General features: G+C 63.9%; 11 protein-coding genes. 10 read left to right on the top strand and 1 reads right to left on the bottom strand.

The genetic code is table 11. The features are described 5' to 3' along the window. The first annotated feature begins 12 nt into the window (after positions 1 to 12). The 7 genes from recN (at position 13) to ACEN88_RS00835 (ending at position 8,277) form a co-directional block, all read left to right on the top strand. Entirely contained in the window at positions 13 to 1,677 is a 1,665-nt protein-coding gene (gene recN / locus ACEN88_RS00865; protein WP_413336955.1) for a DNA repair protein RecN, read from the top strand. Positions 1,678 to 1,680: 3 nt separating this feature from the next. Then, the gene (hemH, locus tag ACEN88_RS00860) at positions 1,681 to 2,784 is read left to right on the top strand and encodes a ferrochelatase (protein ID WP_413336954.1); all 1,104 of its coding nucleotides are present in this window, start codon (positions 1,681 to 1,683) and stop codon (positions 2,782 to 2,784) included. 408 nt (positions 2,785 to 3,192) lie between these two features. After that, positions 3,193 to 3,744 (top strand): nucleotide exchange factor GrpE, encoded by a 552-nt coding sequence (gene grpE, locus ACEN88_RS00855; RefSeq protein ID WP_413336953.1) that lies wholly within the window; start codon positions 3,193 to 3,195, stop codon positions 3,742 to 3,744. A gap of 92 nt (positions 3,745 to 3,836) precedes the next feature. Next, the gene (dnaK, locus tag ACEN88_RS00850; protein WP_413336952.1) at positions 3,837 to 5,777 is read left to right on the top strand and encodes a molecular chaperone DnaK; all 1,941 of its coding nucleotides are present in this window, start codon (positions 3,837 to 3,839) and stop codon (positions 5,775 to 5,777) included. A gap of 259 nt (positions 5,778 to 6,036) precedes the next feature. Further along, positions 6,037 to 7,158, top strand: coding sequence for a molecular chaperone DnaJ (gene dnaJ / locus ACEN88_RS00845; protein ID WP_413336951.1), 1,122 nt, complete (start codon positions 6,037 to 6,039; stop codon positions 7,156 to 7,158). Positions 7,159 to 7,252: 94 nt separating this feature from the next. Then, the gene (can, locus tag ACEN88_RS00840; protein WP_413336950.1) at positions 7,253 to 7,915 is read left to right on the top strand and encodes a carbonate dehydratase; all 663 of its coding nucleotides are present in this window, start codon (positions 7,253 to 7,255) and stop codon (positions 7,913 to 7,915) included. After that, entirely contained in the window at positions 7,912 to 8,277 is a 366-nt protein-coding gene (locus tag ACEN88_RS00835) for a nucleotide pyrophosphohydrolase (protein WP_413336949.1), read from the top strand. Before can ends, ACEN88_RS00835 begins: the two co-directional genes overlap by 4 nt. Positions 8,278 to 8,377: 100 nt before the next feature. On the opposite strand, the gene ACEN88_RS00830 is transcribed toward ACEN88_RS00835, so the two are convergent. Further along, on the bottom strand, positions 8,378 to 9,832 hold the full coding sequence (locus ACEN88_RS00830; RefSeq protein WP_413336948.1) for an NAD-dependent succinate-semialdehyde dehydrogenase: 1,455 nt from the start codon (positions 9,830 to 9,832) through the stop codon (positions 8,378 to 8,380). 257 nt (positions 9,833 to 10,089) lie between these two features. Here ACEN88_RS00830 and ACEN88_RS00825 point away from each other — a divergent pair, with 257 nt between their 5' ends. From ACEN88_RS00825 to ACEN88_RS00815, 3 genes are all read left to right on the top strand, one after another. After that, on the top strand, positions 10,090 to 10,848 hold the full coding sequence (locus ACEN88_RS00825) for a gamma-glutamyl-gamma-aminobutyrate hydrolase family protein (RefSeq protein ID WP_413336947.1): 759 nt from the start codon (positions 10,090 to 10,092) through the stop codon (positions 10,846 to 10,848). 125 nt (positions 10,849 to 10,973) lie between these two features. Then, entirely contained in the window at positions 10,974 to 12,344 is a 1,371-nt protein-coding gene (locus ACEN88_RS00820; protein ID WP_413336946.1) for a glutamine synthetase family protein, read from the top strand. A gap of 30 nt (positions 12,345 to 12,374) precedes the next feature. Beyond that, a complete protein-coding gene (locus ACEN88_RS00815) occupies positions 12,375 to 13,814 on the top strand; it encodes an aspartate aminotransferase family protein (RefSeq protein WP_413336945.1) in 1,440 nt (479 codons plus the stop codon). Positions 13,815 to 13,846 lie beyond the last annotated feature (32 nt).

Below are 13,846 nucleotides of genomic sequence, written 5' to 3'. Positions count from 1 at the left end.
ACCTGTTTCTTCATGTTGCGCACACTGACCATCCGCGACTTCGTCATCGTCGATACGATCGAGCTCGAGTTCTCGAACGGCTTCACGGTGTTCACCGGCGAGACCGGCGCCGGCAAGTCGATCCTGATCGACGCGCTCCAGCTCGCGCTCGGCGGCCGCGGTGAGGCAAGCATGGTGCGCGAAGGCGCGGCCAAGGCCGACATCAGCGCCGACTTCGCGCTGACCCAGGCCGCGAGCATCTGGCTGGAGCAGAACGAGTTCGAAACCGACGAAGGCGGCGCGCTGCTGCGCCGCGTGATCGACAACGCCGGCCGCTCCAAGTCCTACATCAACGGCATCGCGGCGACGGCCAGCCAGCTGCGCGAACTGGGCGAGCTGCTCGTCGACATCCACGGCCAGCACGCGCACCAGTCGCTATTGAAACTCGATGCCCAGCGCGCGCTGCTCGACAACCAGGTCGCCGTGCGCGACCCGGGTGCGACTGCGCAGGTGCAGGAAGTCGCGAGCGCGTATAAAGCGTGGAAGGCGCTGGCGCGCCAGCGCGAGGAATTCGAGACCAACGCGAAGAACGTGCTGCTGGAACGCGAGCGCCTCGAGTGGCAGGTCGGCGAGCTCGATAAACTCGCGGTGAAGCCGGGCGAGTGGGCCGAGATCACGAATGAACACAGCCGCCTGTCGCATGCGGCGAGCCTGATCGAAGGCGCGCAGGAAGCGCTGAATGCGTTGTCGGAATCGGAACAACCGATCCTGTCGCAGCTGTCGTCGCTGAACCTGAAGTTGTCCAAGCTCGCGGGTGTCGACGCGGACCTGCAGGCCGTGCTCGACTGCATGGAGCCGGCGCGCATCCAGCTGCAGGAAGCCGTGTACGCGCTGAACACCTATGTCGACAAGGTCGAGCTCGATCCGGACCGCCTGTCGCAGGTCGATGGGCGCATGGACGCCATCCACAGCACGGCCCGCAAGTTCCGCGTGACGCCGGAAGAACTGCCGGAAGAACACGCGACCCTGAAGGCCAAGCTGCAGCAACTGGCCGACGCGAGCGACGTGGACGGCCTGCGCAAGCAGGAAGAGAAGGCGAAGGCCGTCTACATGGCGGCTGCGCAAAAGCTGTCCGCGACGCGTGCGCAGGCGGCGCAGCGGCTGTCGTCGCAGGTGTCGGAAGCGATGCAGGAACTGTCGATGAGCGGCGGACGCTTCGTCGTCGCGCTGAACCCGTGCGAGCCGGCCGTGTACGGCTGCGAGCAGGTCGAGTTCCTCGTGGCCGGCCACGCGGGCGTCGCGCCGCGGCCGCTGGCCAAGGTGGCGTCGGGCGGCGAACTGGCGCGTATCTCGCTGGCCATCTCCGTCATCACGGCGAACGCGACGACGGTGCCGACCTTGATCTTCGACGAGGTCGACACGGGCATCGGCGGCGGCGTGGCGGAAGTCGTCGGCCGGTTGCTGAAGCGCCTGGGCCAGAGCCGGCAGGTGCTGTGCGTCACGCACCTGCCGCAGGTCGCGAGCCAGGCGAACCAGCACTTCCAGGTCGCCAAGGGCACGACGGATGGCGGCAAGACCGTGTCGCGCATCGACGTGCTCGACAACAAGGCCCGCGTGGAAGAGGTGGCGCGCATGTTGGGCGGCATCGAGATCACCGAGACCACGCGCAAGCATGCGCGCGAGCTATTGGCTTCCTGACCCATGGCATTCAACAAAGAACCGGTGCACGAGCACGGCACCGTCGCGAAGAGTGCCATCGTCCTCGTCAACCTCGGCACGCCCGACGCGCCGACGCGGCCCGCGGTGCGCCGCTACCTGAAGCAGTTCCTGTCCGACCCGCGTGTGGTGGAGATTCCGCGCGCAGTCTGGAATTTGATCCTGCACTTCGCGATCCTGCCGTTCCGCTCGGGGCAGTCGGCAAAAAAATACGCGACGATCTGGAGCCGCGAAGGCTCACCGCTGAAGGTCTACACGGAACGGCAGGCGAACCAGCTCCAGGCGCTGCTCGAACAGCGCGGCCACCACGACGTCGACGTGGCGATGGCGATGCGCTACGGCTCGCCCGCGCTGCCGGACGTGCTGGACGAACTGAAAGCGCGCGGCGTCGAGCGCATCGTCGTGCTGCCCGCGTATCCGCAATACTCCGGCACGACGACCGCGTCGATCTGGGACGCCGTCTTCGACCACTTCAAGAAGGTGCGCAACATCCCCGAACTGCGCCTCGTGAAGCACTACCACGACCACGAGGGCTATATCGACGCGCTGGCCGCGTCCGTGGAGACGTACTGGGAGACGCACGGCCGCGGCGAAAAGCTGGTGATGAGTTTCCACGGCGTGCCCAAGCGCACGCTGCTGCTCGGCGACCCGTACCACTGCGAATGCCACCGCACGGCGCGCCTGCTGGCGGCACGCCTGCGCCTGACGCCGGAGCAGTACATCGTGACGTTCCAGTCGCGCTTCGGCAAGGCCGAATGGCTGCAGCCGTACACGGCGCCGACCGTCCAGCAGCTGGCGAAGGACGGCATCAAGCGGATCGACGTCCTGTGTCCCGGTTTTACCAGCGACTGCCTGGAGACGCTGGAAGAGATCAACATGGAAGTCCGCCACGACTTCGAATCGAACGGCGGCCAGGATTATCACTACATTCCGTGCCTGAACGACAATCCGGCCTGGATCGTCGGCATGGCCGAGATTGCCGAACAGCACCTGATCGGCTGGCCGACGATGCTCACGCCCGTGCAACGCGAGGCGCAGCGCAAGGATGCGGAAATCGCGCGCGCACACGCCGTGAAATTGGGCGCGTAGGGCGTATGCGGTTCGCCGGCGTCCGCGTGGGCACATGGTGCCCACCCTACGGCTCACCACCGATGGGATGTTAGAATGCCACGTTTTGCGGCGCCGCCCCGAGCTCCGCCAGGCAGATCGCAGCCAGCGCAAGCAGGGTGTAGATGAGCACGGCGCCGCTGATCAGATGCAGTTTCATGTTCTTTCCCATCGTGTCGATAGACGGATGTCTTAACGACACGATAGTAGAACGGCTGGCTGTCGATGGTGACTACGAGCAAGTAAATCTTGTAACAAAAGAATACGCACATCTGCATATTAGTTCTGTGTCCCCTTGAAAATGTAGGCGAATGCCCAATATGGGGCGCTGTGTGACTGCAACAGTCGTCCAACCAATCAGCCAAGTCCTTGATTTCAGGAGTTTTTTCGATGCAAGACCAAGAAAACCAAGAGGTGAGCAATCAGCCGGAAGCCGCCGATGCGGCTGCACCCGCGGCAGCGCAGGCCGCACCGGCCAACGAGCCCGGCCTCGAAGAACAGCTGAGCGCCACCGAAGCCAAGCTGGCCGAGATGCACGATGCCTTCATGCGTGCCAAGGCCGAGGCGGACAATATCCGCCGCCGTGCCCAGGAAGATGTGAGCAAGGCCCACAAGTTCGCCATCGAAAGCTTCGCGGAGGCCATGGTGCCCGTGCGCGACAGCCTCGAGATGGCGCTGAAAGTCGAAGCGCCGACGGTCGAATCGATCAAGGAAGGCGTCGAGATGACCCTGAAGCAGCTCACCGCCGCGTTCGAGAAGAACCGCCTGGTCGAAGTGATGCCGCAGCCGGGCGACAAGCTCGACCCGAACAAGCACCAGGCCGTGGCCGTGGTGCCGTCCGACCAGGAAGCGAACACCGTGGTGGCCGTCCTGCAGAAGGGTTACATGATCGCCGACCGCCTGCTGCGCCCGGCCATCGTGACCGCCGCCGCACCGAAATAATGTTGCTGCAAGGCTGAATAAGCTCTTGAAACTACGCGACATTTCCCAATATTCGACACATCTGAAAACTTAGTACTAAAAAGGAAAATATTATGGGCAGAATCATCGGTATCGACCTGGGCACCACCAACTCCTGCGTGGCGATCATGGAAAATGGTCAGCCCAAGGTCATCGAAAACGCGGAAGGCGCCCGTACTACGCCTTCGATCATCGCTTATCAGGAAGATGGCGAGATCCTGGTCGGCGCGCCGGCGAAACGCCAGGCCGTCACCAACCCGAAGAACACCCTGTTCGCGGTCAAGCGCCTGATCGGCCGTAAATTCGACGAGAAGGAAGTCCAGAAGGACATCAGCCTGATGCCGTACACGATCACGAAGGCCGACAACGGCGACGCGTGGGTCGGTGTGCGCGACAAGAAACTGGCTCCGCCGCAGATCTCGGCCGAAGTGCTGCGCAAGATGAAGAAGACTGCCGAAGACTACCTCGGCGAAGAAGTGACGGAAGCCGTCATCACGGTCCCGGCGTACTTCAACGACTCGCAGCGCCAGGCAACCAAGGACGCCGGCCGCATCGCCGGCCTGGACGTCAAGCGCATTATCAACGAGCCGACCGCGGCCGCGCTGGCATTCGGCCTGGACAAGACCGACAAGGGCGACCGCAAGATCGCCGTGTATGACCTCGGCGGCGGTACGTTCGACGTGTCGATCATCGAGATCGCCGACGTGGATGGCGAGAAGCAGTTCGAAGTGCTGTCGACCAACGGCGACACGTTCCTGGGCGGTGAAGACTTCGACCAGCGCATCATCGACTACATCATCGACGAGTTCAAGAAGATCAACGGCCTCGACCTGTCGAAGGACCCGATCGCGCTGCAGCGCATCAAGGCTTCGGCCGAGCGCGCGAAGATCGAACTGTCGTCGTCGCAGCAGACCGAGATCAACGAGCCGTACATCGCCATGGCGAACGGCGCGCCGGTCCACCTGAACCTCAAGATCACCCGCGCCAAGCTGGAAGCGCTGGTCGAGGAACTGATCGCCAAGACCATCGAACCGTGCCGCATCGCCATCAAGGATGCGGGCGTGAAGGTCTCGGACATCGACGACATCATCCTGGTCGGCGGCATGACCCGTATGCCGAAGGTGCAGGAAAAAGTTAAAGAGTTCTTCGGCAAGGATCCGCGCAAGGACGTGAACCCGGACGAGGCCGTCGCAGTCGGCGCCGCCATCCAGGGCTCCGTGCTGTCCGGTGAGCGCAAGGACCTGCTGCTGCTGGACGTGACGCCGCTGTCGCTGGGTATCGAAACCCTGGGCGGCGTGATGACCAAGATGATCCAGAAGAACACCACGATCCCGACCAAGTTCTCGCAGGTGTTCTCGACCGCCGACGACAACCAGCCGGCCGTGACCATCAAGGTCTACCAGGGCGAACGCGAAATCGCAGTGGGCAACAAGGCGCTGGGCGAGTTCAACCTGGAAGGCATCCCGCCGGCACCGCGCGGCACGCCGCAGATCGAAGTGACCTTCGACATCGACGCCAACGGCATCCTGCACGTGGGCGCGAAGGACAAGGCCACCGGTAAGGAAAACAAGATCACCATCAAGGCCAACTCGGGTCTGTCGGAAGACGAGATCCAGAAGATGGTGAAGGACGCCGAGCTGAACGCGGAAGAAGACAAGAAGGTCAAGGAACTGGCCGAGTCGCGCAACCAGGCCGACGCGCTGGTGCACTCGACCAAGAAGTCCCTGACCGAGTACGGCGACAAGCTGGACGCCGGCGAGAAGGAAAAGATCGAAGCCGCGATCACCGACCTGGAAGGTTCGATCAAGTCGGGCGACAAGGCCGAGATCGACGCCAAGGTGGCTGCGCTGTCGACCGCCGCGCAGAAGCTGGGCGAGAAGATGTACGCCGACATGCAGGCCCAGCAGGGCGCCGCGGGCGCGCAGGCTGGCGGCCAGCAGCCGGGTGCCGAGTCGGCCAAGCAGGAAGACGACGTCGTCGACGCCGACTTCAAGGAAGTCAAGGACGCCAAGTAAGGACGTCCTGGCGGGGCGGACCTGATGCAAGGCCCGCCCCGCCGCCGCAACCCCGAGCCGAAGCGACCTCATGGTGCCCGGCTCGTTTTTTTGTGGTGTGTCCAACATCAGCGGGAGCGATTCGGCCGTTGTTTTTACGGCCGAGTCGCGCAAGCCCGACATGCTCACTGTATACTCGTATCCTTTTGGGCTGTGCGATCGCAGGTGTCAGCCTGGTCCGCCACAGTTCTTTTGTAGATAGACAGCAAGGTGCCGACAAATGGCAAAGCGTGATTTTTACGAGATCCTCGGCGTCGCGAAGACCGCTTCGGAAGACGAGATCAAGAAGGCCTATCGCAAGCTTGCGATGAAGTACCATCCGGACCGCAATCCCGACAACAAGGAAGCGGAAGAGAAGTTCAAGGAGGTCAAGGAAGCCTACGAGATGCTGACCAATCCGGAAAAGCGCGAGGCTTATGACCGCTACGGTCACGCTGGCGTCGATCCGAACGGCGGCATGGGCGGCGGCTTCGGTGCCGGCGGCTTCGGCGATGCGTTCGGCGACATCTTCGGCGACATCTTCGGCGGCGGCCGCGGCCGCAGTTCCGGCCCGCAGGTGTACCGCGGCGCCGACCTGCGCTATAACCTGGAAATTACGCTGGAACAGGCAGCCGCCGGCTTCGACACGACGATCCGCGTGCCGAGCTGGGACAAGTGCGACACCTGCCACGGCAGCGGCGCCAAGCCGGGCACGTCGCCCATCACCTGCACGACCTGCCACGGCCACGGCCAGGTGCGCATGCAGCAAGGCTTCTTCTCGATCCAGCAGACCTGCCCGAAATGCCACGGCAGCGGCAAGATCATCCCGGAACCGTGCGCATCCTGCGGCGGCGCCGGACGCATCAAGCGCAACAAGACGCTGGAAGTGAAAATCCCGGCGGGTATCGACAGCGGCATGCGCATCCGCTCGACCGGTAACGGCGAGCCGGGTACGAACGGCGGGCCGCCGGGCGACCTGTACGTCGAGATCCACATCAAGCCGCACACCGTGTTCCAGCGCGAAGGCGACGACCTGCATTGCGAAATGCCGATCTCGTTCAGCAAGGCTGCACTGGGCGGCGAGATCGAGGTGCCCACGCTGGGCGGCAAGGTCTCGTTCACGATCCCCGAAGGTACCCAGACCGGCAAGACCTTCCGCCTCAAGGGCAAGGGCATCAAGGGCGTGCGCTCGGGTTACTCCGGCGACCTGTTCTGCCACGTCGTGATCGAGACGCCCGTCAAGCTCACCGAGAAGCAGAAAGACCTGCTGCGCGAATTCGACCGCCTGACGAACGAAGGCGGTTCGAAGCACAGCCCGCAGAGCAAGGGCTGGATGGACAAGGTGAAGGACTTCTTCGAGTAAGATAGCGGATGGACCGCCGGGCGCGCGAGCCCCGGCGGTTTTTTTTGACCAGAATGTGGTCGATTAAACAAGTTTTAGAGCAAGGTAAAACGTCATGGCAAAGACCCCTACCGGCCTCACCGCCGCAGACCTCTTCGAACGCAACCGCCAATGGGCGGCGGCGATGATCCAGGAGGATCCTGATTTCTTCAAGGACCTGGCCTCCCAACAATCCCCGGAATACCTGTGGATCGGCTGCTCCGACAGCCGCGTGCCCGCGAATGAACTCGTCGGCATGGCGCCGGGCGAACTGTTCGTCCACCGTAACATTGCCAACGTCGTCTCCCACTCCGACCTGAACTGCCTGACGGTGCTGCAGTTCGCCATCGACGTGCTGAAGGTCAAGCACATCATCCTGTGCGGCCACTACGGCTGCTCGGGCGTGGGCGCGGCGCTGAACAACACCCGTGTCGGCCTGGCCGACAACTGGCTCGGCCACGTGCGCGACGTGCGCGACAAGCACGGCAAATACCTGGGCAATGTCGCCGGTACGGCCGCCACCAACCGCCTCGTGGAACTGAACGTGGCCGAGCAGGTCATCAACATCGCCCAGACCACGGTCGTGCGCGATGCGTGGGAGCGGGGCCAGGACATCACCATCCACAGCTGGGTCTACGGCGTGCATGATGGCCTGCTGCGCGACCTCGGCGTCACCGTCCGCAGCTACGACGAGATCCAGCCGAAGCTGGACAAGATCCTGCAGGGCTACCTGAAGTGACGCAGCCCGGCGGCGAGCTCGACCAACTGCGCGCCATCGTGCGCCAGTTCGTCGAGGAGCGTGACTGGGACCAGTTCCACACGCCGAAAAACCTCGCGTCCGCGCTGACCGTGGAAGCGGCCGAGCTGCTGGAACACTTCCAGTGGCTGCAGCACGGCCGTGCGGACGAACTCGGCGCGGACAAGCTCGTGGAAGTGCGCCACGAGATGGCCGACGTGCTCGTCTATCTCGTGCGCCTGGCGGACAAGCTCGACGTCGACCTGCTCGCCGCCGTGCAGGAAAAGATGGTGCTCAACCGCGCCAAATACCCGGCCGACCAGGTACGTGGCGACGCGCGCAAGTATCACGAGTACAAAAAGTAGGGCGGGCACGTTTTCAATTGAGGCCCCCGGCCTCAATTGCCCGCCCTACGTCAGCGCCCAGGATGGAAAAGCGTGCGCACCATGACGATTCGGTTGCCCATCACATCCCGCCCAGGCAGATGTACTTGATGACGAGATAGTCATCCATGCCGTACTTCGACCCTTCGCGCCCGAGCCCGGATTGCTTGACCCCGCCAAACGGTGCGACTTCATTGGAGATCAGGCCAGTGTTCACGCCCACCATGCCGGACTCGATCTGCTCGGCCACGCGCCACACGCGGCCGATGTCACGGGCGTAGAAGTACGACGCCAGCCCGTACTCCGTCGCGTTGGCCAGGGCGATCGCTTCCTCGTCGGTCTTGAAACGGAACAGCGGCGCCACGGGGCCAAACGTTTCCTCGTCCGAAATCAGCATCTGCGGCGTGACGTCGGCCAGCACGGTCGGCTCGAAGAAGGTAAGTCCCAGCGGGTGGCGCTTGCCGCCGAGCAGCACACGGGCGCCCTTGCCGAGCGCATCGGCGATGTGGTGTTCGACCTTCTCGACGGCTTTTTCTTCGATCAGCGGCCCCTGGTTCACGCCCGGCTCCATTCCGTTGCCGACCTTCAGCTTCGCGACGGCGGCCGTCAGCTTTTCGGCAAACGCCTCATAGACGCCATTCTGCACGTAGATGCGGTTCGCGCACACGCAGGTCTGCCCCATGTTGCGGTATTTCGAGGCCATCGCGCCTTCGACGGCGGCATCGAGGTCGGCATCGTCGAACACGATGAACGACGCGTTGCCGCCCAATTCCAGCGACAGTTTCTTGACGGTCGGCGCGCATTGTTCCATCAGCAATCGGCCGACCTGCGTGGAACCCGTGAAACTGAGCTTGCGCACGATGGGGTTCGCGCACATCTCCGCGCCGATCGCTTTGGAGTCCCCGATCACGATCGAAAAGACGCCCTTCGGCACGCCGGCGCGCTCCGCCAGCACGGCCAGCGCGAGGGCGGAATAGGGCGTCAGCTCCGCCGGTTTCAGCACGATGGGACAGCCCGCCGCGAGCGCCGGGCCGACTTTACGGGTGATCATCGCGGCCGGGAAATTCCACGGCGTGATCGCGGCGCACACGCCGATCGGCTCCTTCGTGACGACGATGCGGCGGTCGCGCGCGGGCGATTCCAGCACGTCGCCCTCGATGCGCTTGGCCTGTTCGCCGAACCATTCCAGGAACGAGGCGGCGTACGCGATTTCTCCCTTCGATTCGGCCAGCGGCTTGCCCTGTTCGGCCGTCATGATGGCGGCCAGGTCGTCCGCGTTGTCCAGCATGAGGTCGTTCCATTTGCGCAGGATGAGGGCGCGTTCGCGCGCCGTCTTCTTGCGCCATGCGGGCCAGGCCGCCTGTGCCGCATCGATGGCGCGCCGGGTTTCCTGTGCGCCCATGTGGGGCACGGTGCCGAGCGTTGCTCCGGTGGCGGGGTTGATCACGGGGACGGTCTTGCCGTCGTCGGCGTCGCACCAGGCGCCGTCGATGTACGCCTGCTGGCGCAGCAGGGAAGAATCATTGAGGTTCAGCATGGGTTCCTCGTTGTCATGTCATTCGGGCGGGAACAACATAGCACGATGCTCGCCAAGGCCCCGTTTGTGTTGGCATCGTTCTTCAGTTGACGTTAAGCTTTTGCTACGGGTTACAACCGCGAACCCGCTCGACTAGCAGATCCCAGGAAGCGTTTGCAATGGGAACGCGGTTTCCTTGATCTGAAACAACGGCCACTCGCATTCGGACCACTTTGTACGTATGATGGTTCCTGTGCGCTCACTACAAGGTAGAGACCATGCGCCCGATCGTTTTCGTCCCCGCTTGCACCCGCGATTTCGGTGAACACCCTTACCACGCGGCCCAGCACAAGTATGTCGACGCCGTCGTCCTCGGTGCCGACTGCGCCCCGCTGATCCTGCCGTCGCTGGGGGAAGCGCTCGACCTGGAAACGATGCTCGCGCTGTGCGACGGGATCATGCTGACCGGCTCGGCATCGAACGTTCATCCCAGCTATTACTCCGAAGAATTGCTCGACCCGTCGCTGCCGCAGGACCCGGCACGCGACCAGACCACGTTGCCGCTGATCCGCGCGGCCGTGAAACGCGGCGTCCCGATCATCGCAATCTGCCGTGGTTTCCAGGAAATGAACGTGGCGCTGGGCGGCAGCCTGTTTCAGGCGGTGCAGGCGGTACCCGGGCACTTCGATCACCGCGAGAATCCCGAACTGGGCATGGACGAGCAGTACGGCGACGCGCACAAGGTGCAGCTCGTCGAAGGCGGCATGCTGCACCAGATCATCGGTCTGCCGGAAATCCCCGTGAATTCCCTGCATGGCCAGGGCGTGAACGAACTGGCGTCGGGCCTCGTCGTCGAAGCGACGGCGGAAGATGGGCTCGTGGAAGCCTTCTCGGTGAAGGACGCGCCCGGTTTTACGCTGGCCGTGCAATGGCATCCGGAATGGCGCATCGTCCACAATCCCCATTCGATGAAGATGTTCGGCGCATTCGGCGCCGCCTGCCGCGCCTACAGATCAAAGAAACGGACACCATCATGACCCCCGACGCGACATGGGCGGTCACGCCTGTCCCATAGCTTCCCTGATCTCTGCTCGATCCCACGCAGCCCGCGGGCGGCGCGTTTGCGCTCGCGGGCAATCCATTAACGGACAGAGGAAACATCATGGCTATCCGCGACAATTTTTCGTACAACGACATGGACGAGTGGCTCAACGGCAAACGAGTCACCGAAATCGAATGCCTGGTGCCCGACCTGACGGGCGTCGCGCGTGGAAAAATCCTCCCGCGCGTGAAATTCACCGAGGACCGCGGCATGCGCCTGCCGGAAATCGTGCTGGGCATGACCGTGACGGGCAATTCGCCGTCCGACGACGACGCGTTCGACCGCGCGATCTCCACCACCGACCGCGACATGATCCTGAAGGCCGACCCGGGCACGATCACGATGGTGCCGTGGGCCGTCGATCCGACGGCGCAGGTGATCCACGACTGCTATTTCTCCGACGGCAAGCTGGTCGATTTCGCGCCACGCAGCGTGCTGCGCCGCGTGCTGAAGCTGTACGAGAAAAAGGGGTGGAAGCCGCTCGTCGCGCCCGAACTGGAGTTTTACCTGACGGCGAAAAACATCGACCCCGACCTGCCGCTGGCCGCCCCGATCGGCCGCAGCGGGCGCTCCGAGACGAGCCGCCAGGTCTACAGCATCGACGCCGTCAACGAATTCGACCCGCTGTTCGAGGACATCTACGATTACTGCGACATGATGGGCCTCGATGTCGACACCCTGATCCACGAGATCGGCGCCGGTCAGATGGAAATCAATTTCCAGCACGGCGAACCGCTGGGCCTCGCCGACAAGGTCTTCTACTTCAAGCGCACCCTGCGCGAAGCGGCGCTGAAACACGACATGTACGCCACCTTCATGGCCAAGCCGATGGCTGGCGAGCCCGGCTCGGCGATGCACGTGCACCAGAGCGTCGTCGACGCGGAATCCGGCCGCAACATCTTCAGCAATGTGGATGGATCGCCGTCCGACCTGTTCCGCCACTACATCGGCGGCCTGCAGAAATACATGCCCTCCGCGATGGCGATCGTCGCGCCGTACGTCAATTCCTACCGCCGCATCGTGCGCCACACGGCCGCCCCGATCAACCTGCAATGGGGCGTGGACAACCGCACCGTGGGCTTCCGCGTGCCCGTGTCCGGCTCGCAGGACCGGCGCGTGGAAAACCGCGTGATCGGCGCCGACGCCAATCCCTACCTCGCGCTCGCCGTTACGCTCGCCTGCGGCTACCTCGGCATCCAGGAACAGCTGGAACCGACACCGAAGGTCGAAGGCAGCGCCTACAAGATGAAGGTCGAGCTGCCGCAAGGCCTGTCCGAAGCGCTGACCCTGCTGCGCGGCGAAGACCGCCTGCGCGACATCCTCGGCGAGCGCTTCGTCGACGTCTATTCCGCGGTCAAGGAACTGGAGCACCAGGAATTTATGACGGTCATTAGCCCGTGGGAACGGGAGCACCTGTTACTGCACGTATGACCATGCGACGACGACGACAAGGAGATCATCATGACTTTCGACACCATGGCATTCGAGGCAGGCCTGCGCGCGCCGGTCCGTGAGGACCATGACACCCGCACATTGCAACAGCTCGACAGCGCCCACTTCCTGCATCCATTCACCGACCACGGTGCCCTGAGCGCGAAGGGCGCGCGCGTGATGGTGCGCGGCGAGGGCATCTACCTGTGGGATTCGGACGGCAACAAGACCATCGACGGCATGTCCGGCCTGTGGTGCGTGAACGTGGGCTATGGCCGCACGTCCATCACGCAAGCCGTCTCACGGCAGATGGATGTTTTACCGTTCTACAACAGCTTCTTCAACACGACGAACGTGCCGGCCGTGAGGCTGGCGGAGAAGCTGGCGAGCCTGGCACCGCCCGGCTTCGAGCACGTGTTCTTCACGAGTTCCGGTTCCGAGGCGAACGATACCGCGCTGCGCATGGTATGGCGCTACTGGCAGCTGATGGGCCAGCCGGACCGGCAGATCGTCATCAGCCGGCGCAACGCCTATCACGGCAGCACGATTGCCGGCGCGTCGCTGGGCGGCATGGCGGCGATGCATGCCCAGGGCGCGCTGCCGATCCCGCACATCCACCACATCGAGCAACCGCATTTCGGCGAGCACGGCCGCGGCCTGTCCGAAGCGGAATTCGGGCTGCTGGCCGCGGACTGGCTCGAACAGAAGATTCTCGAATCAGGGCCGGACAAGGTCGCCGCGTTCATCGGCGAACCGGTGCAGGGCGCGGGCGGCGTCATCATCCCGCCGCAGACCTACTGGCCGCAGATCCAGCGCATCTGCGACAAGTACGGCATCCTGCTCATCTCGGACGAGGTCATCTGCGGCTTCGGCCGGCTGGGCACGTGGTTCGGCAGCGAGCGCATGGGCACGCGGCCGGACCTGATCCCGTTCGCGAAGGGCGTCACGTCCGGCTATGTGCCGCTGGGCGGGGTGCTGGTCGGAGAGCGGGTGGCGCGCGCGCTGATCGAGCGCGGCGGCGACTTCAACCACGGTTTCACCTATTCCGGCCACCCCGTCGCGTGCGTGGCGGCGCTGGAAAACCTGCGCATCATCGAGGACGAGAAACTGGTCGACAAGGTCGCGCGCGAGACGGGGCCGCATTTGAAAGCCGCGTTCGCGCGGCTGGCCGAGCATCCACTCGTCGGACACGCGGAGAGCATCGGCATGACCGCCGGCCTGAACCTCGTGCGGCGCAAGGGCGCGACGGTGCACGACTGCGAACCGTTCGCACGCGACCTGGCGGTGGGGATGGTGTGCCGGCAGCACATGTTCGACAACGGCGTCATCATGCGCGCCGTCGGGGACCGGATGATCGTCGCGCCACCGCTTGTGATGACCTGTGCGCAGATCGACGAGATGGTGGCGCGGATACGGGATTGCCTCGACCTGACGCTGAAGGATGTGACCGGACGGGGATGGATGGACTAACCGCGTGCGGCGTGGGCACCCCGTGCCCACCC

Origin of the sequence: Massilia sp. CT11-108, from assembly GCF_047302915.1 — a bacterium.
GTDB lineage: Bacteria > Pseudomonadota > Gammaproteobacteria > Burkholderiales > Burkholderiaceae_D > Telluria > Telluria orientalis.
Note: the sequence above shows the minus strand (reverse complement) of the source record. Positions and strands in the feature narration are given on the sequence as shown.

Coding starts and splice junctions, on each gene's coding strand:
- dnaJ (WP_413336951.1), top strand. CDS start 6,037: ATGGCAAAGCGTGATTTTTACGAGATCCTCGGCGTCGCGAAGACCGCT.
- dnaK (WP_413336952.1), top strand. CDS start 3,837: ATGGGCAGAATCATCGGTATCGACCTGGGCACCACCAACTCCTGCGTG.
- can (WP_413336950.1), top strand. CDS start 7,253: ATGGCAAAGACCCCTACCGGCCTCACCGCCGCAGACCTCTTCGAACGC.
- ACEN88_RS00830 (WP_413336948.1), bottom strand. CDS start 9,832: ATGCTGAACCTCAATGATTCTTCCCTGCTGCGCCAGCAGGCGTACATC.
- ACEN88_RS00820 (WP_413336946.1), top strand. CDS start 10,974: ATGGCTATCCGCGACAATTTTTCGTACAACGACATGGACGAGTGGCTC.
- ACEN88_RS00815 (WP_413336945.1), top strand. CDS start 12,375: ATGACTTTCGACACCATGGCATTCGAGGCAGGCCTGCGCGCGCCGGTC.
- hemH (WP_413336954.1), top strand. CDS start 1,681: ATGGCATTCAACAAAGAACCGGTGCACGAGCACGGCACCGTCGCGAAG.
- grpE (WP_413336953.1), top strand. CDS start 3,193: ATGCAAGACCAAGAAAACCAAGAGGTGAGCAATCAGCCGGAAGCCGCC.
- ACEN88_RS00825 (WP_413336947.1), top strand. CDS start 10,090: ATGCGCCCGATCGTTTTCGTCCCCGCTTGCACCCGCGATTTCGGTGAA.
- recN (WP_413336955.1), top strand. CDS start 13: ATGTTGCGCACACTGACCATCCGCGACTTCGTCATCGTCGATACGATC.